The following is a 25385-nucleotide window of genomic DNA, read 5'->3' on the forward strand; positions in this document are numbered from 1 at the left end:
ACCACCACACACCCCCACAACGAAGCGACGACCACCCCCTGGGTGAACCCGCACCGGACAGCGCACGAGCAACCCGCGCCGCAGCGGCGGCGCGCACCGGGAAGCCTCGAAGCAGCCAGGTGTCGGACAACTGCCGAAGGGCCTGGAAGGTGCGCGCCAAGGGCCCGGGGGGCACCACCTTCCGTCGCGTTCGGCCCCGCCGCAAAAGCTGTCTCTCCGAGGGGCTAGCCCGTCAACCCCGTGAGCGTGTATGCAGGACGGCACGGCAGGATGTGTGCGTGCCCTTCTCTCCCGTGGTCGACACCAAGTTGAACGTCTGGACGCTGGCAGCCGTCCTCACCGCCCTTTACGGCCTTTACGGCATCGCACGGGGGTGGTGGCATGCCTCCCTCGGGAAGCGCCACCGGCTGATCCGGGCCTACCGGCGCATCGCACCGTACGTGCGCCACGACTACGTCACAGAGCAGTTCGGCGAGCCCGCCTGGCTGCACAAGCGGACGGTCCGGATGTACGGGAGCGGTGCCGAAGAGGATGAGTCCCCTGTCGTTCTCGAAGACGTCGAGCTGACGGTGCGAACATGGCCGCTGGGACTGCTCGGCTACCTCGTCACCTGGTGCAACGAACACGACGAAGTGCTGATGTACTCCCTCACCACCCGCAGCCGGCTCTTCCGTCCACGAGTGCCCATCGGCCCCCACAGGATCACGCTCGGAAAGACGCCACTGTCCGCTCTGCCCAGCACGGCCCCGGAGGACGACGGACCGTGGCACGCGCTCGGGGCCCGCCGCTTCAGCTACGCCGAGCAGCACTACTACGGGAACCCAGGCGGCTACCTCCACTGGGCGGTGGGAGTGAGCGATGCGGGCTCCCCTCTGGCGCCACCGATCGGCTGCCAGGGAGACTCATGGGCTGCCGAAGATGTTGCTGCCTACCGCCGCACGGCCCGGATCAACTCCGTACTCATCGTCGGCCCCGCGATCAATCTGGAGGACGTCCTCCCCCGCGGCATCGCACCCGATCTCGACACCGTCCGGCTCCTCGAACTCCGACACCCCGCCCGCGTCGCGCTCGCCTCGCGATACCACTCCGCACGGAGAGCAATCGAGCAACGGATGACCCGTAGCAAGAACGAGTAAGGCAGGAGCCGGAGGGAGGTGCCAGACCCAGCGCTCCTGGACTCCTCCTGGGACCACACGCAACCTGCTGTTTCCCGGGGGGCAGTGACGTCCCTCGGTGAAACGACTGTCCGGAAGGGATCACATCACCGGATCGGGCTGCGTGTTCCTTCACGCTGCGGACTCGGGCGGAGGGTGGGCAACTATGAGCCGCACCAGCTCGTCCTCCGGGTATGACATACCCGACCCCTGTACCGTCTTTGTGGCCGCGCTGCGGTCACGGCCCCACCGTGGAAAAGCCAGCTGGCTGCCCCGGCGTCGACGTCCGTGGCCAGGCCACCTGTCTCGCCCACCTGGCGGACGCCGACCGTGACGGCTACCTGGCCAGCCTGACCGCCAGCAGCAGAATCGACCACCGTGGCACCCCCTTCACACAAGACCTGCTGAACCGGTTGCTCGGCGCCCTGATCGACCCCGCAACCGGGCGCCCTCGCCTGGGCGACGCCAAGTTCAGATCGGCGACCTTCGAAGGCAACGCTGGATTCGAGGCGGTGACTTTTGAGGGCGACGCCGACTTCCATTCGGCGACCTTCAAGGGCGATGCCACGTTTGATTCGGCGACGTTCGCAGGTCGAGCTGGCTTCGACTCGGCGACCTTCGAGGGCCAAGCAGACTTCGGTTCGGCGACCTTCGAGAGCACTACCGGCTTTGAGTGGGCGACCTTCAAGCATGCCGTCGGGTTCGATAAGGCAAGATTCGAGGGACACAGCGGGTTCAGGTCGGCGACCTTCGAAAATCATGCCCACTTCCTGTCGGCACTCTTCAAGGACACCGCCCGGTTCGTGGGGGCAACCTTCAGAGGTCCCGCCTGGTTCCACAAGGTGGTGTTCGAAGGCGTTGTCGCCTTCGACTCAGCGGACTTCGAGGATTACGCCGACTTCACTTCAGCGGCCTTCAAACGTACGGCTTGGTTCGAGTCGACAGCCTTCGAGGACGACGCCGGGTTCAAGGAGGTGGCTTTCGAGGGCGATGCCAGGTTCGATTCGGCGGCCTTCAAGGGACGCGCTACGTTCAAATCGGCGACCTTCAAGCACGTCTCCGGGTTCGAGTCGGCGACCTTCACGGGGGATGCCGGGTTCGAGTCGGCGACCTTCGAGCGCTCGGTCAGCCTCGGGCCGTTGGTGTGCCTCGGCGGGGTGGTGTTGTCCGGAGCGACGTTCAACGGCCCGGTGACGATCCTGCTTGCGGCGCGTCGCCTCGAGTGCCGGCGAACGCGCTGGTCGACTACCGCGGAGGTACGGCTGCGCTACGCCTCGGTGGACTTCGCGCAAGCAGTCTTCGAGTACCCCCTCACGATCGCGGCCGAAGCAGACACCTTCTTGCTCCCTGGCGGTGGAGCGGTGGACGAACAGGATCTTGCGGGTGCGCCCGATGCCATGGTGCGGATAGCTTCGCTGCGAGGCGTGGACGCAGCCCACCTGGTCCTGTCCGACGTTGACCTGTCGGGGTGTCTGTTCACCGGGACTGTGCACCTGGACCAGCTCCGCCTGGAGGGAGCCTGTTCCTTCGTCGGAACCCCGCACGGCTGGCACAGGCGGCAGTTGCTTCACAGGCGTCCCTCCTGGTTCACCCGGCGGCGCACCCTCGCCGAAGAGCATCACTGGCGCGCGGGCCAGCCGAACGCGGTACAGGGCTGGCATGCGCCAGTGGTGGGCGCCGGCCAGGTTGGGCCCGCGCAGCTCGCACCGGTGTACCGGGCGTTGCGCAAAGCATTCGAGGACGGCAAGAACGAGCCGGGGGCTGCGGACTTCTACTACGGCGAGATGGAGATGCGCCGCCATGACACCACCGGCACTCCCCGTGCCGAGCGCGGTCTCCTGTGGGGCTATTGGTTGCTGTCCGGCTACGGCCTGCGGGCTTCCCGCGCTCTCATTTGGCTTGCCCTCGCCATGTCCGTCACCATCCTGATGCTGATGTGGTGCGGGCTCCCGCAGAGCGCCCCAAAGCAGGTAGCGACCGGCACCGTGCCACCAAGTGGAGGCAGGATCACCTTCGAGATCGACAAGGCCGACCCGCAGAACCCCACCGGGTGCTGGGTCACCGGCGAGCGCTTCGAGAAGGCTTTGAACGTCACGCTCAACTCTGTGGTGTTCCGTTCCTCCGGACAGGACCTGACAACCACCGGCACCTACACCGAGATGGTGTCCCGCGTGGCCGAACCCATCCTGCTGGGCCTGGCCGTGCTCGCCATCCGCAACCGCGTCAAACGCTGACCACTCCGAAGGCTCTCGGCTGGGGTTGCCGTCCTCCACCATCCGCACCCCCGCGTCGAAAGCTGAGGAAGGCGCTCGAACACCCACTCTCCCGTGAATATGACAGTTCTAACCTGCCCGGGCGTTGTCCCCAGTACGCTCCAGCTCTGGGGACATTGGGGGAGAAGTTGTATCTGAGGACAGTCAAGGCCGAGGGCTTCAAGTCGCTGCTGAACATGCACGTCCCGTTGCGTCGAGGCGTCACGGTCATCGTGGGGGAGAACAACGCAGGAAAATCGAACTTTATCGATGCTCTGAGACTGCTGACCGATCCGCTCGATGGCCGGCGAAGCCGCTGGTGGGAGGTCGAGGACGTACACCCGTGGGCGGGTGGCAATGCGCACTTGACTGCTGTGTATGGAGGCTTGGAGGACGTCGAGGCGGGAACGCATCTTCAGGCGCTGGTGTCTGCGCAGGACGAGCCTGTGGTGGATCAGGGGTACCACGCCCGTTACTCGGTCAGTTTCGCCCGTCCTGTCGAGGGCGAACGCCCTCAGCGGCCGGTCTGGTCGGCGGGGCGGCTGTTGGATGATCCCGAGCCCGATGCGCGCCGTAGTGTGAGGCACGTCTATCTCCCCCCGATGCGCAATGCCCAGCAAGAGCTGGCTTCGAGTTCCGGTAACCGCCTCAGGCTCATCCTCGCCGCCGAGCTGGGGAGCAAAGATGCCATCAAGGCCTTCGAGGCCGAGCAGGCCAAGCACTTCCACGACCTGGAGGACCACCCCAAGATCGCAGACGTGCGTAAGCGGATCAATGCTCCGTTGAACCGGTTGACGGCTGGGGCGCATCCTCAGCACATGGGGTTGTCATTCGCAGAGCCCTCGCTGGTCTCCATCGCTCGGGCTCTGCGGACTCGCATGAGTGACGAGGGCCTGGACGTCGAGGACATCAACCGGTCAGGTCTGGGATACGCCAATCTCTTGTACATCTCCACCGTTCTGGCCGAACTTGAAGCCGCACGCGGAGCAGATCTGACCCTTTTCCTGGTGGAAGAGCCAGAGGCGCACCTTCATCCCCAGCTGCAGAATCTGCTGCTGGACCACCTGCATACACGGGCGTTGCAGTCGCACGAGTATCAGCCTGAGACCGAAGGGGCGCCACTGGGCCGGATTCAGGTGGTCATCACCACGCACTCCCCCGTGCTCGCGGCAGCGACCAGCGTGAAAGACCTAGTCGTCCTGAAAAGGCAGCGCACCCGCCTTCCCGAAGTATCTTCGGGAACTACCGCCACCACCGACTCGACTATGTCGGAAGTGAGTCCCTTTGCCTTCACTACGGCTGCGGTTCCCGTCGCTGCGATCCCTTTCACCAAGCATGAGCCGGCCAAACTCGATCGCTATCTGGACATCACCAAGAGCGCCATGCTGTTCGGCACACGGGTAATTCTGGTAGAGGGACTGGCCGAGGCGCTACTGGTGCCAGCCTTCGCCCACATCGTGCTGGACACCATTGCCGACGATGCTGCCCGCACACGCGCTAAGGCGGTGTTCCGGGGCAGCTGCATCGTCGCCGTTGACGGAGTCGACTTCACTCCCTACCTTCGGGCCTTGCTGGCCGACGTAGGCGGCGTGCGAATCGCCGACCGGGTGGTCGTCATCACTGATCAGGACCCCACGAAGAAGGCGGGCGAGCCGGATGACGACCTCGTGCTGCCCAGCCAAGGCGAAGCGGCCGAGGAGGCCGCTCCCGTCCCTGCCACGGAGAAGGAGCAGGCAGCGGAGGAGGAAGTCCCCGGATTCAACCGGGTTGTCTTCCTGAAAGGCCACCTAGATTCCTGGAACGTGCCGGAGAGCACTTACCACCTCGCGGAGAGCAGACCCACGCTCGAACCCGAGCTGATGCGAGCCGAGAACTTCAATCTGCTCGCCGAAGTCTTCTACGACCTGCGTCCTAAGTCCGGGCACCGCTGGAAGACCGTCGCTGAAGCCGAATCAGCTGAAGCGCGAGCAGTAGCGTTCGGCGATCTATTCACCACTGGTACCAAGCTACCTAAGGGCGATTACGCCTACCGACTCGCGGAGCGACTGAGCACCAAGCCCGACGGCTTCATTGTGCCTGAACATCTGGCCGCCGCGATCCGATGGATCGCTGATGGGGACGGTGGGCGCCCGTGAACGCCATCGACGATCGACGTACGCAGGCCGAACAGCGCCAGCACCAGGCAGTGCACGCTGCAGCCCCCCTGTTCATCCGTGCCTGCCCCGGGGCCGGGAAGACCCGGGTCCTGGTTGACCGTCACTACCAGACGCCCCCCGGCCCGAAGCGTGCCGGCAGGGCCATGCTGTCCTTCACCAACAGGGCCGCCGACGAACTGAGAGACCGCTGCTCCGGCAGCCGGCCCGATCTGACAGCGTTCCCTCACTTCATTGGCACCTTCGACAGTTTCCTCTGGCGTTACCTTGTCCGTCCCTTTCTCCCAGCGACGCCTGCTTGGAAGCATGTCCTGTCGTGGGATCAGGTTCCGGCTGCCGTCGTCGGATACCGCAAGGTCCCCCTGTCGTCCTTCGACTTCCGCTACAACCCAATCACCCGGGCTACACAAGTCGACTGGCCCGAGGCCGCCAGATTTCTGACCAACTCGAACCAGTCCAAAGCCGACTACATTCGATTTGCCAAGAACCGGCGTGACCTGCTGTGGCAGAGCCGCGGCTACATGACAGGGCATGAGACCCGCATCGCCGCGCTCGACCACGTCAGAGATTCTTCGGTGACAAGGCTGCTGCGTCACCGCTTCTTCGAGATCGTCGTAGACGAGGCGCAGGACTGCTCGGAACTCGACCTCGCCATCCTCGAACAACTCCGTCACGCAGGTCTGCCTCTGGTCGTGGTAGCCGACCCCGACCAGGGCATCTATGAGTGGAACGACGCCCGTCCGGACGAGCTGCGCGACTTCACCGACCGGCTAGCCAATCATCTCGAACTCGATGGCAACTGGCGTAGCAGCCCGCCAGTGTGCCGGGTAGCGGCCACCCTCCGTCCTCACTCTCGTGGTATCCAGGACGACCCGGTGGGCGACCACCACGAAGTGGCCAGCCCGCTGCTCCTTCTCCCGTATGGCACTCATCGGTCCAAGGCTTCAGCTCTTCTCGATGTCGTTTCCTCCGCAGAGGCGTTCGTCGCCTACGCCGCGCTCGAAGGCATCGCTGCTCGCGATGTCCTTGCCTTGGCATACCGCAACAACGCCATCCCCACAGCGCGGTCCCGCCCCGCGCCACGTTTCCCCAAGGAGATTGACGCCACAGCCTTAGCCTGGGCCGTGGCCGTCTTCCACACCCCCGAGACTCCCGTAGCCGCGCGCAAACACGCGCTGATGATCGCCAGCACGCTGTTGCGCGACTACTGGTATCCCGATGCCGAGGAATCCCTGGCGGAGAGTCTGATGACCCACGGCGTCTCACCCGCGATCATGCAACGCAGAGCTGCACGGCTGCTAGCTGCGCTGCCAGCCGTCGACATCACTCCCGCTCGGGACTGGCGCAGCACGGCACGCACCGTACTCAAGGCCCAGCTTCCAGCCACCGGAGACCAGCCGGCCACACCGCGGCTCTTGTCGCTGCCGACCAAGAACTTGGACACGGCCATCGCCGCTCTCATCGGCGTGCCAGAGGGAAACGGTCAACAGGTAGCCCAAGCCACCATGCGCAGTTCCACTATCCACCAGGCCAAGGGGGGTGAGGCAGATGCAGTCCTGATTCACCTGCCCCAGCCCAAGAGCGTCTCAGAGTTGCTTCAAGCATGGGCGGACCCGCTTACCAGTACCGAGACCAGCGAGCTGCTGCGGACCTACTACGTCGCTATCACCCGAGCGCGCCGCTTCATAGCACTGACCTACCCAATCTCGCAGCACGGCAGCATGACAGCCCATCTGGAGACGATGAAGATCGAGTATCGCTCCGCTACGAGCCCTCCCACGCCCTGACGAGCCACCCCGTGTGAGGGTGCGAGCCTGGCGTAGTTGTCAGGTCTCCGTGCGGGCGTGAGTGCGGGCTGCGGCGAGGAGCCGTTGCGCGGTGCGCTCCCCCACTCCGTAGCGCTGGGCGACGTCGGCGGTGGTGAGGGGTGCGTGGGCGGCCAGCTCGCCAATTTCCGCGATACGGGGGTCGTGGCGGGGGCGTGGTGCGCGGTTGCGGGGGTCGCCGGGCTTTCGGCCGGGGGTGCGGTGGTGCTGGTCGCCTGCGTCGCGCCGGGCTTCAGCGGTGCGACGGGGCCACCATGTGCGGCCGTGGCGTTCGATGCCGACGGGCAGGTGTCCGGTGGTGGCGTAGGCGCGGACGGTTGAGTCGCCGACGCCGAGAACGTTGCCGGTCTCCTTGTCGGTGAGGAGGTCGTCGGGGTGTTCTTCCCCGTGCGGGACGGCCGTCGGCCACTGCGCGTCGTCGCCTGCTGCGCCCTTCGCGCCGGGCGGCCAGGGTTTGCCGCTCAGGAAGGCGTGGGCCTGCTCCGCGTCGTAGAGGCGGAGGCGCTCGCCGGGGTTGACCATGGGTACACGGGCGCGGAACGCCGCTCCGTGGCGGCGGCGCCAGGTGTGGACCGGCAGTCCGGCGGCGGCGGCGATGTCGTCCTCGGACATGGTGGGACGGCCTTGGGGGATCATCCGGGGTCGCTCTTTTCCAAGGGTCGATGTCGGCTGGGGATTCGCCGCGAGCGGACGGGAGGGGCGCGGTGGTGCGCGGCGGGGGTGCCTGTCACGGGCCGGGTGTCGCTCGGCGGCGGGTCGGAGGTCTCGGGGCGCGCTAGGGGTGCGGATTGTGGGCGGCCGTCGCGCACGCGCGGTGGCTGACGGGGTGGTTTCTGGCGGTGGGTCCCTCCCGCGCCTCTGGTGTGGAGTCGCATCAGAAGCGCGGGAGGTGCCGTTTCGTACGTAGAACTTAGTCAGCGCGGCGGCTGCCGGTGGGTGCGGCCGAGGGGGTCCCTCGGCCGCCGCTTTCCGGGTTACGGGTGGTGGGTTCCGGTCTAGAGGACGGCGGCGACGCGGGAGCCGAGCCACTGGGCGACGTTGCAGCTCACGGCGTTTCCGGCCTGCATGGTCTGCTCGGTCTTGTTGCCGCGCATGATGTAGTCGCCGGGGAAGCGCTGGGCGGCAAGCTGTTCGATGGGCTGGAGCATGCGGAAGTGGCAGTCCTCGACGCTCAGAGCCTCTTCGAGGTCTTTGCCGGGGGTGAGGACTCCGGCTGAGTCGCGGGTGGCGAGGGTGAGCAGGGGCTCGCTGGTGGGCTTGGCGCTGCCCCGGCGGTAGGGGATGACGAGTCCGTGGTGTCGGCCTGCGGCGGTGACGGTGGCGAGCGGGCGGTCCACGGTGTCGACGCGGCCGTTGCGGCGCATGGTGACGACGTAGGGCATGGTGACCAGCGCCTCGGTGTCGCGGGTGGTGCGCGTGCGCATCGGCTCGTGGAGGTCGGTGGTGGTGTTGTTCCAGGTGCCTCCGGCGGGGACGAGCATGCCGTGCCGGTCGGGGATGAGGAGGCCTTCGCCGACCTTGCGGGTGCGTGCGGGCAGGGGGCCCTGTTCCGGTGCGATGGCCCGTCCGTCGTGGCCGGAGTGGTTGAGGGTGAGGAGGCTGGCTCGCTGCGGGTACTGCGCGAGGCCCTTCTCGATGCGGGCGATGGTGTTGGCCGCGAGGGGGCGGGGGCGGTCGCCGATGCGCTTGCCGAGGTTGGTCCAGTCGATCGCGTCGGCGGCGGGGCGGACGTAGGGCTCGACGACGCGCTTGCCGCACCGGGTGTTGGGGCACCGGTAGTCGTACTGCTGGCGGTACTTGCCGACGCGGCGGCCGTTGCGCCATGCCTGGACGGCGTCGACGTCCTCGTCGCATTCGGGGCACCGGGCCAGCGGGCGGGGGCTCAGGTCGGGCATCCGGATGCCGGTGCGGGTGAACACGATGTAGATGCGGTCGCGCCACTGGGGGGCGTGCTCGTTGTCGTCGCCGCCGACGTGGGCGGAGGAGACGGAGACGATCTGGCTGTTGTAGCCGAGGAGTTCGATGCCCTGGCGCCACCACTGGAAGAGCCTCCAGTCGGTGGCGAACTCGGTGACGTTCTCGCAGAGGATCGCCTTGTAGTAGTGGACCTCGGCGGCCCGCATGACGTCGTAGGCGGTGGCGCGGGTGCGGACGAAGCTTTCCGGGTCGGCGGGCTCGTAGCCGTCGCCGATGCCGATCTGTCCGGCCTGCGCGCTGCGGCGGGTGCCCCCGGCGGGGCTGATCTCCGTGCAGATCGGTGAGGCCCAGAGGATGTCCGTGGTGGGCAGGCGGCGCATGTCGTAGTTGTTGATGTCGGCGCAGATGTGGTCGGCGTCGGTGTGGTTGGCGCTGTGGGTGTCGATGGCGATGCGTGAGTGGTTCGCGGCCAGCTTGAGTTCGTATCCGGCGGCGACCAGGCCGGTGGAGCTTCCTCCGGCACCGCAGAAGATGTCGGTTGCGGTCAGGGTCATGTCATCTCGCTGTCTGCGTGGTGGGGCTGACGGGTTGTCCGGGTGGGTACCGACCACCCTTGGCGACATGAACAACACTACAGCAACAGGCGACAGGAATGACGTAACGGCCCTGTCGCGAACGGGACTTCACCCGATCGAGTCGCCGGGCGCCGTGCGGCGCGTCGTGGCGGCTCGCAGCGCAAAACTTGACAGTATTGGCGGTGTCAGCAGGGGGCGGGAATCCCCGGCCGACGACGAGCCCTCGCGGGCTGAGCCAAGAATTCCAACAACCTGGAAGGACCACTCATGGACCACGCACACCGCCCCGTCGACCTGGCCAAGGCGACCGCCACCTACTACGTCATCGTCGATGACCAGGGCATCATCAGCGGCAAGAGGATCCGGCCGGGCTGGACGCCCGAGCGTGACGTCCTGGACGTCCAGCGGGCCTCGGAGCACTCGGTGGAGCGTGAGCTCCAGCGGGTCGACTTCACCCGGGCCTGCTTCGGTTCGCTGGCACCGATGCAGTTCCTCACCGTCGACGCCGTGAGCCACGGCCACGCCGCCTGGCTGGTGAAGAACCAGTTCGCGCTGGACCGGGCCTTCGCTTCGCTGACCGAGGTGTTCTACGCGGACGAGCTCGCGTTCGACGCGGCGGCCTTCGACAAGGCCACGGGCTGACACGTCCTCGCCGAGATTCCTCCAGGGGGAGCGGGATCCCGCTCCCCCTGGAGCCGTTTCGGGCCGGACCGGCCCTGCCTGTTCAGGCGGGCGCCGCTGCGCGAGATCATCGAGGGGTTCCCGCGCCGACACCGGGAGCGGGCAGTCAGCGGCCCGGCAGGGCGTGCACTGGGAATCCCGCCGGGCCGTACGTACGGTCGCCAAGGCTTCCAACAGGCCCGTGAACCGAACGTCGTCATCGTAGTCAGGAGAGAGAGGTAGACCGAGCATGCAGAGCCTGAATGGCCGCCAGTTCGCCGACCGCACGGATCTGATGGCGCACAGCGGTTACGGCGAGTCCTCTCTGCGCGCGCGGTGGAGCGACCGCGAGAACAACGGGCACCCACCCGCGCGGACCATCGACGGCGTCATGCACTGGGACCTGGTCGTATGGTCCGAGTGGTTCAGGGGAATGACGGAACAGCGGCCCCGGGACCTGAGACGGATCGACCGCACCGGCGACCCGGACGAGGAGCTGCCCCCGGTGAAGCAAGCGCGGGTTCTGGGCGTCGACACCAGCAAGATCACGGCGTACCGCAAGAATCCTCCGCCGGGCTGGCCGGCACCGGTCCGCGTCGAGAAGCTGCCGACCCGCGACCGCGAATACCGTACGCGCCGTCAGCTCTGGGAATTCGCCGACGGGGAAGGCTCCCGCGTCGGCACCGTCGGGGGCCGGCCGACCGGTCCCGACCCCAAGGTCCAGGCGGCGAAGCAGACACAGCCCGACCCCCGCGTGGCCGCGGCCCTCGATGCGCTGGCCGTGCAGCCCGACCGGATGGCGGGCGACCTGGCCCTCGCCCTGGCCGAGCAGCACGGCGGGTCGCTCCCGGTGTGGCGGCGGGCCGTGACCGCCGCCCGGAAGCAGACCCGGTAGGAAGCGGACCCCTCGCGCTCCAGTTCCACCGGCCGCTCGCCGAAGTGCCGGGCGAAGCGGGGTGGGTCCCTCGTTGGGCGGCGCTCTCGGTGGCCCTGCGGGCGGGTGGGGGTGGCGGAGCTTGCGGAGCCGGCCCCGCCCGGTCGTAGGGCATGGTGCGGAGGGGCGCCCGACGAGGGACCCACCCCGCGCACCACCACCCCTCCCCCACACAACCCGCGCGGACCATCCCGGGGCCCCTCAGCAGGGTGGTCGGGGTGTGGGGGCAGAGCCCCCGCTGCCCTGAGAGCCAGGTTCCACAGCAGCGCGTCACCTCAGCGTCGATCGCTGACTGGGCCACGCGTTCGGGCTGTTCGACCGCGCATCGGACGTTGTCAGCGCCCACACGGACAATCAGCGCATGCCGAGCCTGGAGTCCGAGAACCTCGCCGTTGACTTACGCGCGTACCTGACCGCTACCCACTTCTCCTTCGACGGATTGACCGCCAAGGAGGCAACCAGTCGCATCACGGACGCCGTCGCTCGCTGGGCTCGGACGGCCGGTTGGCGGCCCGTGAACGAGGCGCCCGTGCGCTACATCGATCCCCCGACGATGAAATTCGGAGGGTGCATCACGTACTGGGAGCCGCCCTGGTCCGCCTATCTGGATCTTCAACTGTTCCGGGAAACCGGTCCGCCCGTCGCCGTCGAGATCGACCGCGAGGACTTCGGCACCGCGACCGACAAGCTCCGGGACGAAGCTCTGCGCGGACGCCCCGCTCTCTGGGTTCGCTGGCACGGCGCACTCCGGGCCGATGTCGCAGCCGGCGTTGCCCGTCTCCACCTGCCGGGGCGGTCCACCCGCTCCCCAGTCAGGTACTCGATGCCTACGGTTACAGCCGCGGCCGCCATCACGACGGGCGGAACCGTACCCCTTGAGTCCCAAGAGAACGCGGTACTCAAGGACACGTTGCGGAAGGAAGCGGAGTGGCGTGCCGCTGCTCTGCCTGCGCCCCCTCACGTCGTCCGGTAGTCAACTGCCCAGGCGGCCCGGGACGGTGACCTCACAGCCCGCCGGTAGGATAGGAGCATGGGTCGGCTTAGCACTCCGTGGCGCGCCTACCTCCAGACCGCTCTCCCGGTCCGGAGGCACTCCGTCGCGAACTATGCCCTGAGCACCCTGGCCGACCGAATCATCGCGTCCCCCTCCCATGCCGGTGAGAGCCACCGCTTTCTCGAAACTCCACCCACCGGCTCGTGGCGGTACGAATGGAGCGAGGACATCTCCATGTCCGACTTCGTCGTGCATGACGGACAGCAGAGGCTCTCCGCGGCTCTCTACGCCGAGCGCATCTTGATGCGGACTAAGGTTGAGATCCGGTCGCGGAAGAACCTGCTGTCCGAGCTCCGGGCTCTCTTCAAGGCCGCCAGGGGGCGCGCCGAGATTCACGACGGCCCTACTCGGTTCTCTGTCGATCACGTTGCCCTGCCGCCCGTCTTTACTTCCGGCGCCCCCTGCCTGAATAGGCTCACTCGGGGACCGAGGGCTGTCGACTCGCGGCACACGCTCGTGTCGGCTGCCACCGACTGGGCATCTCTCCAGACCGGTCTGGCCTATTGGCGCCGGACAGCTGACGAGCTGTGGCGGGCCCTGGCCGCCCCCATGGCTCCGCTTGCCGAGCCCGAGGACATCGTGTCCCTGGATACGGCCCCATGCGGAATCCGTCGGCTATCAGCAGTTCTGGTACCTCGTGCACCGGGGGCAGAGCGTACGTCTCCGGTTCCCGAATCGAGTTTGCTCGCCGCTGCCTGACCGCACAGTCAGGCGCGCGAGCGTCCTGACTGAAGAGGTCTGAAGGTGCCCAACGTTATCGAGGTGCCCGTCTCATCGACGGCGCTGCTCGTCCTGATGCTGGCTTTCGCCGCGGTGGTCGGCCCGCCGGCCGTGAGCAGTGTGAAGTGCTGGTGGTCGATCCGGCTTCGCCGCTGGAGTCGAGGCCTGCGCGACGTGCGTGCGCGGCTTGTCGCCCGGGTGCGCGAAACGCTGCGCCACTTCCTGGATGGAGGTGGCGGCAGGTAGCAGCTTTGCCGGGGCCGCCTCCCTCTCGGAGGTGGCCCCGGCTGCTTCGCGGCTCGAATGATCAGTCGGCGTCGAAGGGGGTTGGGTCAGCGCCCGTGTCGGGGGGCGCTGTTCGGCTCGGCGGGCGTTCGGCGGAGGTGTCCGGGCCGGTCGGTGGTAGCGGGGCGGGGGGTGGGCGGTTTGCGGACGGTGGTGGAGCGGGCGCGGGCGGCGTTGACCTTGACCTGGGCGGCGGCCAGGCCGTTGCCCAGCTTGCGCATCTGCGCCTGGCTGTCGGGCTGGGCGGGAGGTGTCGGGGCGGGTCGGCTGTAGTCGTCGGCAGCGTGGTGGAGGCGGGTCATGGCGGCGGCCGGCTCCGGGTGGTCTCCACGGATCCGGTCGGCGGCTTGAAGGGCGAGGTCGGAGATGCGCTCGCACACGCGGATGGATGTCTTCTTCCACCATCCCTGGAATCGGCCGTCGCCGAGGAGCTTGTCGAAGTGGGAGCCGGTTTCCCGTTTGATGGCCTGCCAGAGGTTGCGGGTCGCCCCCCGCACGGTCTGGAGGTCTTGCCACTCGGGAGTGCCGTGCAGTGCGTGTTGATACCGGTCGGCGTCGGCGAGGGCGGTGTTGACTGCTGCGCGGTCCCGGTCGGAGAAGTGATCCCGGACCTGAGGAGTGTGGGAGACCGGGTTGTTCCCGGTGGGCGTCTCCTGGCCGGCTGGGACAGCTCCGGTGCCGTCGAGCGCTCGCTGGAGGGCGGTGAGCTCGCTGTCGAGCGCGGCCACCAGGTCGTGCACGGTCTCACGGTCGGGTGCGGCGGCCTCCCAGGCTTCCTGGAGGGCACCGATGTTGCTCAGGATCCCCCGGTCGTCGGCTTCGAGGTCCCCATACGGAACGGCATCGTTTTCCGGCTCCAGCCCTGCCCACAGAGGGAGTCCGTCCTCGGCTGCCGGGGAGTGGGGCTCTTCGAGGCGCTGAGCCTCGGGGGCCGGCGGCTTTTCTACTTCGGAGACGGTCTCCTGCACCGGCGGGTTCGGGATTGCCGGGTCCGGGACCTGCTCCGCGACCGCATCCGGTACGGCTTCGCGAGTCACTTCGTCAGCCGAGGGCGCCGGCGGAATGGTGGTGGTGGTCTGTTCGTCCGGGGCGTGGTGGTCCGGCTGGTCCCGCTCTGCCTCTTCTGCGGCCCCCGGCTGCTCGACCGTCGTCGGCGGCAAGGGCAGTGACGGGATGCTCTCCGGGGTGCCGTTGTCCTTCCTGTGCTGCGGGGTTGCCTCCGGTTCGGCAACCCCTTGCTGTTCTGCTGCTGCCCGCTCGGCGGTGACGGCGGCCGCGGTGACGTCCAGGCGGTGCGTGAGACGGTTCATGTCGTACACGAGAGCGGCCAGGGGGAAGCCCATGTTCTGGCGCACCCACTGCGTGTCGGGCAAGTCCTCGATCCGATCGAGCCAGTCGTTGGCCAGCCATGCCGCGTCATGGAGCTGGTCGTGCATCTGGGGGGCGGTGGGCTCGCGATCGACCGCTGAGCTGACGAGGTCCAGCTGCTCGTTGAGCTTATCCAGCATGTGTGGATGGGCGCATCCGTCCGGCCAGGTCTGCTGGACGGCCCTGTTGACGGTCACCCAGTGCGAGGTGGCCAGGGTGCGCATCTCTGCGCGGAGGATGTCGGCGCGGGTGGAGGTGTTGGTGTCCTGAGCGGCGGTGGGGTCGGGGCCGTAGGGGCGTCCGGTGATGGCCGAATTCAGGAGCGCCGCCCGGTGCGCCGCTTCTTCGGGGGTGTCTGCGGGTGAGGTGGTGTAGGCGGGGATGGAGGCGTCGGAGAGGTGGCCCTTGTAGCCGCCCACCGCGGTGTGGCTGATTTCGGCGATGAGGTGGGTTCCGGCCCGGACTTCTCCGACGACGAATCCGTTGCTGGGGTCTGCGGCCGGGCTCAGGCGGTAGGACGGGTCGTGGAGCAGGGCGGATGACTCCATCGCGGGCGGCGGCTTCTCGGTGTCGTTGTCCGTGCGGGTGCTGGGGGTGTTCGCGGTTGCGGGGTCCGTCGGCTCGGGCGGGGCGGCGGGCACGCTCGGCGCGGGAGTGGCCGGTGGCGCGGGTTCGCCTGCTGTGTTGCTGGGGCTGGGCTCCGGTGTGCTGGTCTGTGCTTCCGTACCGGGAGGTGTCCCGGGGGTGGTGCGGGGGGCTGTCGGCTCTTTCGTGCGCGGCTGGTCCGGCGCGGGCGGGGTGGGGTTCTGCGTCTGCCCCGTGGCTGCCCGTTCGGCGATCGTGGCGTCGACGGCTGCCTGGAGATAGTCCTTGAGCCTGCGCAGGTCGTAGGTCAGGTAGCTGAGCGGGAATCCCATGTGCTGCCGTACGCGGTCGCTGACCTCGGCGGGGAGGGTGGTGCCGAGTTGGACCGTTGCCTGGAGGGCGGCGTTCAGGTCGGCTTCCATCTGGCGTGCGCCCGCTCCGTCGGTGACGGCGGTCTGCATGTCGCTGAGGGTGTCGAAGAGGCGTTGGAGCTGGGGCAGGTCGCTGTAGGTCTCGGGCCATGCCTGGGCGGCTGCGGTGGCGATGCGGTCGTGGTGCGTGCCGGCGGCGTTGCGGACGGCGGTGCGCACCTTGTCGGGCCGCGAGTTTTCCCCGTCGGGCTGGGGTGCGGGTACGGGGCGGCCGTAGGGGGTGTTGGTGAGGGTGGAGAAGTAGATGGCGGCCTGGTGGGCTGATTCGTCCGGACGTGCGGTCAGGGGTGTGATGTCGCCGTTGGGGACGAGGCGGGCGAACCATCCCCCGCCCGTGCTCGGGCGTAGTGAGGCGATGAGGGTGTCGCGGTGGTACAGGTCGCCCGAGTCCGCCGGCTGGCCGTCCCATCCGTGGAGGCGGGTGGTGTAGTCGGGGTCGGCGAGGGTGGTGGTCTCGGTGTATCGCTCGGGCTCCGGCGGGTCCTCGACGTCCGGCGTTTCGGTGTCCGGTGCGGCGGTGGGAGCTTCGGTCGGAGCCGTCATGTCGTACTCCTGGGGTTCGGGGCGGTTCTCGGCGTCGTTCGGGAGATCGGAGACCTGGACGTGGGTTTCCTGGGGGGCCGGGGTGGGGCCGTTCGGCGGGGCCGTTGGCTCGGGTGCCCGTTGGGCGGCGGGCAGCTCGGCTTCGGTGTCGGGTGTGGTGCCCGGGTCGAGGTCGGATTCCGTCGCCGGGGGCGGGCCTGTGGTGATGTGGGCGCGTTCCGCGTCGGTGTACTCGGGCCAGGGCGTCACGTCGAGCCATTCGGCGATGTGCGGGTGCGGTACGCCGGGGTGGGCGTCGGCCCAGATGATCGCTGATTCGTGGGGTCGGCCGAAGGCGCGGCCGACGAGCTGGTTGTCCTGGTCGACGATGACGACGCTGAGCGTGGCCCGGGGGTGTGATCGGCAGAGGTCGGGAGGCAGGTGGGCGGCGGTGTAGGTGCGCTGTTGGTAGGTGTATCGCCACCATCCGTCGGCGAGGTCCTCGGTGGTCACGCGGGGCATGGCGGCTTCGGCGACGACTTCGGCGGCGGGGAGGGTGTGGCCGCTGATGGTGCGGATGAGCGTGCCGTCCGGAGAGACGCTGTCGACGACGTAGCGCATGGCGTCGTGGAAGACGCGGGACTGCGGGGCGATCGGGTGTCCGTCCGTGTCCGCTGTCGAGGCCGGTGAGCTCTCGTCTCGTGCGGCCGGAGCTGAGGTGGCAGGTGTTTCGTTCTGCTCGCGTGTGGGCGCCGCGGTGTCGGTCGCGGCGGCCGGTGGCGCCGTGACGGGCTCGGTGGGACCGGGTTCGGCCGGTGGGGGCGTATAGGGCGTGGCGTAGGGGTCAAGCTGGTCGGCTGGGGGGATGCTCGCGCCCCGGCGGCCTGTTTCGTATTCCTCGCGGTGGAGGGTGGTGATGGCGTTGAGGAGCACCGTGCGGTCGGCTCGTCCGGCGGCGGTGGTCAGGTCGCAGGCGTCGGCGGCGGTCTGGGCCGCTGTGCGGAGGGCCTGCATCTGGGCCACGCTCATCACGTAGCGGCGGTGGTCGCCGATCCACGGTGGCGTGGGCAGCTCGGACCCGTCGGGGTAGGTGCCGGTGAGGGGCAGCGTACGCAGGCGGGCGACTTGGGGTTTGGTGAGCTTGATCTCGCGGATTGCGTAGGGCGGGGTGACGACTCGGCGGGGGCTGAGGGAGTCGCGCTTGCGCTCGGTGCGGATGGTTCCGGCGGCCCGGACGGCGGGGTGGCCGGCGCTGGCGGGGAGGTCCTCGTGGAAGGGCATGTCGTCGGGAGGGCCGCCCCGGGCGTCCTGTGCCCACCAGTAGCGTTTCCCGTTGTCCCCGATGCGTGCCCGGACCCAGCCGATGACTTCGCCGGGCAGGTAGGCGTCTGTGTCCCGGTCGTAGATGTCGGCGGCGACGATGGTGCCGTGGCCGGCTTCGAGGTCCAGGTTGCGCAGGCGGTAGGAGGTGTAGCGCAGGTGGATGCCTTCGGGGGTGGAGGCTTTCGCGGCGTCGGCGGCGTTCTGCTGGCGCTTGGCCACGTCGGCGGGGTCGGTGAGAGGGGCATCGGGTCGGCCGGGGTGGTAGATCTCATCCAGCTGATAGACCCGCGTGCCGCCCGCGTCGGCACGGACCAGAGCGAGGTTGCCCGCCAGGGATACGAGGCGGCCGGGGCCGTCCGGGGTGATGACGACAGGTTCTGCCTCTTCCAGCTCGCTGTCCGCCTCGGCTTCTGTCCGGGGACCAGAGGCAGGGGTATCGGCCGAATCGGTGGCGGAGTCACCCGTACTCTCCGGCACGGGCTCTGGTTCCGGCACACGTTCCGCATCCGGCTCCGCTGGGGCGGTCTCGGCCGACTCGGTGGTGCTCGGTGCCGACGGGAGCGGGGTGGTGGCGGGGCCCGCGGGCTGCGGGCTGATGCCGCCCTGATCCTGGTAAGGCTGAGTCGGGCTCTGACTGTCCTGCGGGAGGCTGCCCTTCGCCGCTGCCCGCTTCGCCGCTGCTGCGGCCTGCTTCTCCCGGGCAACAGCCTCTGCCCGGGCGTCACGATCTGCGAGGACTTGAGCTTGGTGGATGCCGGGGCTGGCCTCGATCCCGCGGTCCCGGTCGCACGCGGCCCGCACGTCGGCGATCACCCGGTCCAGCCGGTGCCCGTCGACTGATCGCCACCTGCGGGGCGGAGGCCAGGTGAACGCCGTACCGTCCGCGGCGCGCAGCGCCTGGTCGAGCCTCCTGGCGAACTCCTCGGCGGGCCCAGGATCCGGGATGTCCCAGTAGGCGCCGTTGTGCTCACCAATCTTGATGCGTTGCCCGGTACTTGCGGGCACGACCTCCCAGCGGTCGGCCTTCGGCGACGTCCTCTCCACCAGGACGTAGCCAGGGGTCGCCATAAGGTGGATGCGCTGGCCGTTGCGCCCTTCCGCGACGGACTTGATCCGCCAGTCCTTCGACTGCAGCCATTGCTGCCGGATGGCCTCGACCTCCGGGTCGACCGGCTCGGCCGGTCCGTCGGGAACAGCCGGTTCTCTGCCCTGTGCAGGGGCGGGAGGGGCGCTGTCGTCCTGCGCGGAGGGCTGGCGGACGATGGCGTAGGCGGTCGATGCCGCCTGCGCCAGGATCCTCTCAGCGGTCTCCCAGTCCGCCCGGTGGACGAAGAAGCGGATGGGCATGGGGAGCTCGTCCGCCTCCTCGTCTTCGAGGAGGCCGGTCACCCAGGCGTCGGTCCACTCGGTGAACTGCGCGGCGAACGCGTCGGGCCTCGACTCGTTCGCCCAGCGGACGACTTCAGGGTCGGCCAGAGCCGCGTTGACGAGCAGATCGGCGACAAGGCTTTCGGCTTCACCGGATGCTTCCCGCAGCAGCGGTCCCAGCACCGGCTTCGGCGGCTCGATGCTCTGTGTGTCCGTGGCCGGATCGGCTGGCCGGGCGCCGGTCGTACGGCGGGCACGTTCCTGAACGTCGGCCGCCACCTGTTCAAGGAGTGCGGTCCGGGACCGGCCCCCGTCTGCGGCTAGTTCATAGGCGCTGGCCCACTCCGGCCACTCATCACGAGGGACTGTGGCCCAGAGCTGCGCGAACCAGGTGTCTGCCCAGGAATGGAAGGCCTCGGTGAAGGGGGACTGCCCGAGGTACCGCGCCTTGTTGGTGAGGGCATCATCGGCGTCCGCTGCTGCGGTGAGGTCGGTGATGGCCGACTGCCGGAGGTCGGGATCGGACAGCGACGGCCCGGTGTCCTGCTCAGCAGGAACGGGTTGGAGGCCCGCGTGGTCCGGTTCCGGGGACGAGGCGTGAACGGTCGCGTGGATCGCTTCGGCGACCTGGGCCACCAGGGACTTCCGGGTTTCGGCCGAAGAGGCGAAGTAGGCAGTCACCCAGTCGGGCCACTCCTCGCCTTCCACGGGGTCGAACCGGTCGATGAGGAAGCCGTTCACCCATCTCGTCAGCGGGAGCGCCAGGCCCTCGACGTCGTTGGCCTGCGCCCACGCGGTGACCTGTGCGTCCAGCATTCCGGCCGCTGCGAGTTCACGCGCGCCGGTCTTCCAGACGTCCACTGCCGGCGTTGTGGGATCAGGCCCCGGATATGTCTCGCCCACCGGCGCGGGGGCGGTGTGGTTCTGGTTCTCCGGCTCCTGGTCGGGTGGTTCCGGGGTCGGCGGCTCGGCGCTGTTCTTCTCGGCGTGCCGGTCGGGGGCCGGGCCGGCCGGACCGTCCGTGGCGGGCGTCTCGGCGCTGTCGGCGCTGCTGTCCGTCGCGCTGGGCGCGTCCTGCGAGGGCGGTTGTGGTTCTTGGGTCGTTTCGCTGTTCGCGGGGGCTGTCGCTGTGGGTGCGGGAGTGGAGCCGGGTTCCCCGGGCGTTTTCGTCGCCTGTTCCTGGATGGTGTGCTCGTCCGCGATGGAAGCGCGCAGTGCGTCGGCCTTCTCGGTCAGCTCCTCCAGCTCTTCGACGTCGCTCTCGGCGGCGCGCTCTCCGGCGTTGTCGATCCTGTCGGCGAGGGTGGCCTTCTTCTCGTTGACGATGACGAGCTGGGAGAGGAGCCGCTCTTCGCGTTCCTTGGAGCGGGCCTGGATCCGGTAGGGGTTTTCCTCGTAGGGGCGGAGGTTGTTGGCGGCGTCGTGCCGGTGGCCGCGCTGTGCGGTGATTTCCCGTTCCAGCTTCGCGGCGTCGTCTTCCAGCTTGTTGAGGAAGTTCTCCAGGCCGACGATCGCGCCGCGGCCGTTGGACTCGGTGACGCTGGTGGCCTGCCACTGGGCGCGGTCGTCCCGGTGACCGAGGGGCACGGTGTGGCCCCAGGCGAAGCGCAGCTTCAGCTGGCGGTGGCCGCTGAAGTCGTAGGAGATCTCTCCGTGGAAGGGGAGGCCGCCGAGTTCACCGATGGGCACCCGGTCGCCGGGGCGCAGGGAGGCGTCGCGGGCGAGGGTGACCATGCGGGCGCCGAGGGTTTTCGCGGCCGTGTCGCGGCCCCGCAGAGTACGGCCGTCGATGGTGAGGGCGAAGGCGTCCCCGGCGGTGGGGCGGCGCCGGGGTACGGCTTCGCGCATCCCGGTGAGGGAGGCTCCAGCGCGTTGCAGGTAGGCGTCGAGGTCCTTGACGGTCTGAGCGCGGTCGTCCTGCTGCCGGTCCCAGGTCCGGGCGAGGCCCTGGATGCGGGCGCGGTCGGCGGTGGCTTCGGCGAGTTGGAGGATGGCGGGGTCGCCGGAGGCGAGTGCGGAGAGCATGCCCAGGTTGATGGCCTCCTCGCCGATGTCCTCGATCTCGCGGACGGAGAAGTCCTTGCGCTGGATCTGGGCGATGAACTTCGCCTTGCGGGCCAGGGTGGTGAGGCGGAACTCGTCGAAGCTGCCGGCGGTGACGTAGTAGAGGATCCGGGCGTGATCGGGGGTGCCCTCGATCCACGGGGCGTTCAGGTTGCCCTGCCGCTCCACACGCCCGTCGCGCTGGGCCATGTCGGCGGGCCGCCACGGGTAGGACAGGTGGTGCAAGGCGACGGCCCGGTCCTGGATGTTGGTTCCGGTGCCCATCTTCTCGGTGGATCCGACCAGAACGGAAACGCGGCCGGCGCGGCAGTCCGCGAACAGCTTGTCCTTCTTGCGGTCGGTGCTCGCCTCGTGGATGAAGCGGATTTCCTCCCGCGGTACGCCCTGCTCCGCGAGGTGCTCGCGCAGGGAGTCGTACAGGTCGACGGGGTTGGCCGCGGCGGACCCGGGGGTGCCTTCGTCGAGGAAGACGAGCTGAAGGCCTCCGGGGAGTTTCTGGGGGGTGGGGTCGTCCTTGGACGTCGGGTAGACGACGTCCTTGGTGTCCCGCCAGATCTCGGCGATCTGCTCGGCGGCGTAGGGGAGCTTGCTGCCGGCTTCCTCGTCCTGCTCCCCCACGAGCCGCATGTCCAGGGAGGCTCGCAGGCCGAGCCCGAGCGCCTTGAGGACTCCCCCGGGCTCCCGGACCCAGGCCTGATGGGGCAGGGCTTTGATGAAGGCCCGCTGGTGCCCGGTGACGGGGAAGGCGATGCTTTCACCGCGCTGTCCGTCGGCTCCCAGCCGGATGGGAGGGACTGGCAGTCCGAGATCCTCGGCGTTCTGGACGTCGGCGAAGCTGCGGTAGGCGGCCATCAGCTCGGGGACGTTGAAGAATCGGGCGAAGCGGGCCTTGTACTTGTAGCCGTCTCCCTTGGCGTCGGGCTCAAGGGCGCTGACGACCTCGCCGAACGTCGCGGCCCAGGAGTCGAAGTTCGTGAGCCCTTGGCGGTCCAGCAGGTCGGGGGCGAGGTAGCGCTTGAGGACGTAGGCCTCGGTCACCGAGTTGGCGATCGGGGTACCGGTCGCCAGGGTGCAGACCCGCGCGTTGTCGTCGCTGCCGTTGGTCTTGCGCAGGTGGCCGAGGACCATGTGGAGCTTGGTGGCCTTGACCGAGCCCTGGATACCGGCGCCGGGGATCGCCGAGATCGTCCGCAGGTTCTTGTAGGCGTGGGCTTCGTCGACCATGAGGTAGTCGATGCCGGTGTCCTCCAGGAAGATCCCGGCCCCGTTCGCGGACTCGTCGACCTGCTTGAGCATCCGGGCCTCGATGGCCGCGAGATCGGTCTCGATCTGCTTGATGGTCCGCTCGTGCATGCCGGCCGCGCTGGCCTCGTCCAGCTGCTCTCGCAGGGAACTCAGCTCGGTGTCGATGTAGTCGAGCTGTGTCTCGGGGCGCAGGGGGACCCGGTTGAACGCTTCGTGCGTCATGATCACGGCGTCCCAGTCGCCGCCCGCCGCGCGGGCCATGAACTTCGCGCGCTGTTTGGCGCCCAGGTCGCTCGCGCTGATCGCCAGGAGCTTCGCGTTCGGGTAGACCTCCCGGAACTCCCGGGTGATCTGCCGCAGCATGTGGTTCGGGATGACCATGGCGGGCTTGCGTGCCAGACCTGTGCGGCGCAGCTCCATGACGCCGCCGACCATGGTGGCGGTCTTGCCCGCGCCGACGACGTGGGCGAGCAGGGCGGTGGGCTCGGACAGGATCCGGCGGATCGCGGCGTTCTGGTGGGGCCGCATCGTCCAGTCGCTGCTGCCCGGCAGCCGGAGAGGTGAGCTGTCGTACTCGGGCAGGACCAGGGCGTTGAACGTCTCGTTGTAGACGCCCGCGAGGCGCTCGGACCGGTCCTTGTCGGCCCAGACCCAGTCGTCCCACGCCTCTCTGATGAGGCGTGCTTTCTCCCGCGCCGCGTCGGTCGCGACCTGGTTGACGTGGGTGTTGCCCTCGTTGTCGCGGTAGGTGACCTGGATGGTGGAGTCGGCCTGGCGCAGGATCGACAGCACCAGGTCCTGCGCGCTGCGCTCGGCCGTTCCCCATTCGGAGCGTGCCAGGTCGCCGACGTGGGCGCCGCGGACCTCCCACATGGTGCCGCCCGCGTGGCGGACCTCGGCATGCTCGAAGCCCAGGTGGTTGAGGAACGCCTGATAGTCCTCGACGGGGATCCAGGGGGCCCCGCACCGTGCCTTGATCTCGGCGGGATTCAGGTCCTGGGGCTGCACGCGCTCCAGCGCGGACACGTTGACCGTGTAGGAGGGGTCCTCGGCGGCGCTCGTCCGGGCGAGGGCGAGCTTCTCCCGGACGTTCCCGGACAGGTACCGGTGGCGCGGCTCCCAGAAGCCGTTCTGAGCGGGGTCGCGGAAGGCGAGGTGGCCGCACTGGCGGGCGGCTTCGTCTTCATCGACGCCGAGGAGCAACGCCACCCGGGTCATGTCGAGCCGGCCGCCGTCCCACTCCTGGGCGATAGCGACCGCGTCCTCGGGAGTCTTCGCCGTGTCGGGGATCTGGCGCGGCACCAGGACCCGTTCGTGCAGGATCTTCTGCTCGGTGGCCGTGCCCGAGCGCTCGTCCCACGTCTCCAGGCCGAACAGGAGGCTGGCGTCGGGGTCGTTGTCGATGAACGAGAAGGCTGTGTGGGCTTTCCACTGGTCGGGAACCGTGGTCAGGCCCTCGCGCGCTGCGCGTTCCTTCGCTGCCTTCGGGACGAATGTGCGGCGCTGGCCCGGCTTTCCGGGCGGGGGGTTCTTCCTGCGGTAGGCCCGGTAGGCCTCGCGCAGCGCGGCCCGCATCCCGGCGAGCTGCGGGGTCTCCCCCGCCTGTTCGGTGTTCGCTTCCGCCTCGTACAGGGCGAGCGTGCGTTTCTTGAGGCCGATGAGCTGGACCAGGCGCTCGCGCTGGTCGGGGTGGATGTCCAGCGGTACAGGGACGCCGTCCTCGACGATCGTGGACCGGCCCTGCTCGTCCAGCCCGAGTGCGCCCTCGGTGAGGTACTCCGTCGCCAGCGCCGGCCGTTGGCCGCTGTCTACTGAGGACCTCGCGGTGAAGATCAGGCCCTCGGCGCGGGCCGCGTCCACGATGGCGGCGGTCGCCGCAGCCAGACCGGCGGCGGCATCCCGCTCCCCCACCACCGTCGGCTCGGGATGGTACTGGCCCATCCTGGACCGCAACTCCCCCAGCACGTGGTCCGGATGCGCGGTGATGTAGTCATTGACCGCCACCGGTTCTTCGAGGCCCGGGAGGATCTGCTTCGTTGCCGTCAGCCAACGGGAGTCCCCTCGCGGCTCCCCCTCGACGCGGCGGCGCAAGTACAGCACGTCGGTGACGACGCCCGTACCGGCTGCGTTCTGGTGAGCCCCGGCCGGCAGGCGCACGGCGCCCACCAGGTCGCCCAGGTCGTACATCCTTTGCCGAGCTGTGGGGTCCTCGTCATCCAGGGTGTAGCGGCTGGTGATCAGCGCGGTGATACCGCCAGGGCGGGTGAGGGCGAGCGACTTGAGGACGAAGTGGTCGTGGATGCTCAGCTTGAGATCGGCGTTGTAGACCCGGTCGTAGCGCTGGTACCGGCCGTACGGGATGTTCCCGATGACCGCGTCGAACGGGGTGGTGAAGGCGACGTCCTCGAACCCTGCGGTGATGATGCTCGCGTCCGGGTAGAGGTGGCGGGACATCGCCGCGGTTCTGCCCTCGACCTCGACCCCGGTCATCTCGACGGTGGTCTGCGTGTCCGTCGGCGCGAGGCCGATATAGATGCCACTTCCGGAGCTGGGCTCCAAGACGTGCCCACCGTCGAAGCCGAACCGGCGGACGCCTTCCCAGACCGCGGCCGCCAACGCCGGGTCGGTGTAGTAGGCGTTCACCGTGTTCCGGCGGGCGTCGGCCCACTCGGCGTCCGATAGCAGCTCGCGTAACCGCTGCCGGGCCGGGTCGAGGGCCGCCCAGCGGATCGCCGCCCGGCGCTTCGCAGGGTCCGCCCCCGGCTCGTAGTCGAGTTCGGCAGGTGCGGGTTCGAAGATCAGGGGCAGGGCGCCCCAGCCCGACCAGGCGGCGAGCGTCTCTTGCTCCTCGGATGTCGCTGTGCGCCCCGTACGCTCCAGTTCGGCCAGGAGGTACAGGGCACGCACGTTCGCCTCGGCGCGCTCACCCGGCCGCAGCGCGGTAGCCCG

General features: G+C 68.8%; 11 protein-coding genes. 8 read left to right on the top strand and 3 right to left on the bottom strand.

What is annotated here, in order from left to right; all coding sequences use genetic code 11:
• Positions 1-278: 278 nt before the first annotated feature.
• The 4 genes from AMK21_RS31045 to AMK21_RS31060 all read left to right on the top strand — a co-directional run bounded on the left by AMK21_RS31045 (position 279) and on the right by AMK21_RS31060 (position 7346).
• Complete coding sequence (locus AMK21_RS31045; protein WP_143194889.1) at positions 279-1136, top strand: ETEC_3214 domain-containing protein; 858 nt, start codon at positions 279-281, stop codon at positions 1134-1136.
• 269 nt (positions 1137-1405) lie between these two features.
• Positions 1406-3388 carry a pentapeptide repeat-containing protein gene (locus AMK21_RS31050; protein ID WP_324613928.1) on the top strand — a complete coding sequence of 661 codons (1983 nt, stop codon included), beginning with the start codon at positions 1406-1408 and terminating at the stop codon, positions 3386-3388.
• A 155-nt stretch (positions 3389-3543) separates the two neighbouring features.
• On the top strand, positions 3544-5541 hold the full coding sequence (locus tag AMK21_RS31055; protein WP_073882490.1) for an ATP-dependent nuclease: 1998 nt from the start codon (positions 3544-3546) through the stop codon (positions 5539-5541).
• Positions 5538-7346, top strand: a complete 1809-nt coding sequence (locus AMK21_RS31060) for a UvrD-helicase domain-containing protein (protein WP_073882491.1) — start codon at positions 5538-5540, stop codon at positions 7344-7346. The genes AMK21_RS31055 and AMK21_RS31060 overlap by 4 nt, the downstream gene beginning before the upstream one ends.
• Before the next feature lie 39 nt (positions 7347-7385).
• Here AMK21_RS31060 and AMK21_RS31065 read toward each other — a convergent pair whose 3' ends face one another.
• Entirely contained in the window at positions 7386-7997 is a 612-nt protein-coding gene (locus AMK21_RS31065) for a hypothetical protein (protein WP_079181282.1), read from the bottom strand.
• Between the two features lie 383 nt (positions 7998-8380).
• A complete protein-coding gene (locus AMK21_RS31070) occupies positions 8381-9856 on the bottom strand; it encodes a DNA cytosine methyltransferase (RefSeq protein WP_073882493.1) in 1476 nt (491 codons plus the stop codon).
• 288 nt (positions 9857-10144) lie between these two features.
• Here AMK21_RS31070 and AMK21_RS31075 point away from each other — a divergent pair, with 288 nt between their 5' ends.
• The 4 genes from AMK21_RS31075 to AMK21_RS31095 all read left to right on the top strand — a co-directional run bounded on the left by AMK21_RS31075 (position 10145) and on the right by AMK21_RS31095 (position 13491).
• Positions 10145-10519 (top strand): hypothetical protein, encoded by a 375-nt coding sequence (locus tag AMK21_RS31075; RefSeq protein WP_073882494.1) that lies wholly within the window; start codon positions 10145-10147, stop codon positions 10517-10519.
• 268 nt (positions 10520-10787) lie between these two features.
• Positions 10788-11432: a hypothetical protein gene (locus AMK21_RS31080; protein ID WP_073882495.1), complete on the top strand. Its 645-nt coding sequence runs from the start codon at positions 10788-10790 to the stop codon at positions 11430-11432.
• A gap of 400 nt (positions 11433-11832) precedes the next feature.
• Positions 11833-12444 (top strand): hypothetical protein, encoded by a 612-nt coding sequence (locus tag AMK21_RS31085; protein ID WP_073882496.1) that lies wholly within the window; start codon positions 11833-11835, stop codon positions 12442-12444.
• A gap of 825 nt (positions 12445-13269) precedes the next feature.
• Positions 13270-13491 carry a hypothetical protein gene (locus AMK21_RS31095; protein ID WP_073882498.1) on the top strand — a complete coding sequence of 74 codons (222 nt, stop codon included), beginning with the start codon at positions 13270-13272 and terminating at the stop codon, positions 13489-13491.
• An 86-nt stretch (positions 13492-13577) separates the two neighbouring features.
• Here AMK21_RS31095 and AMK21_RS31100 read toward each other — a convergent pair whose 3' ends face one another.
• A complete protein-coding gene (locus AMK21_RS31100; RefSeq protein ID WP_073882499.1) occupies positions 13578-25343 on the bottom strand; it encodes a DEAD/DEAH box helicase family protein in 11766 nt (3921 codons plus the stop codon).
• Positions 25344-25385 lie beyond the last annotated feature (42 nt).

The sequence above is a fragment of the Streptomyces sp. CB00316 genome, assembly GCF_001905595.1.
Classification (GTDB): domain Bacteria; phylum Actinomycetota; class Actinomycetes; order Streptomycetales; family Streptomycetaceae; genus Streptomyces.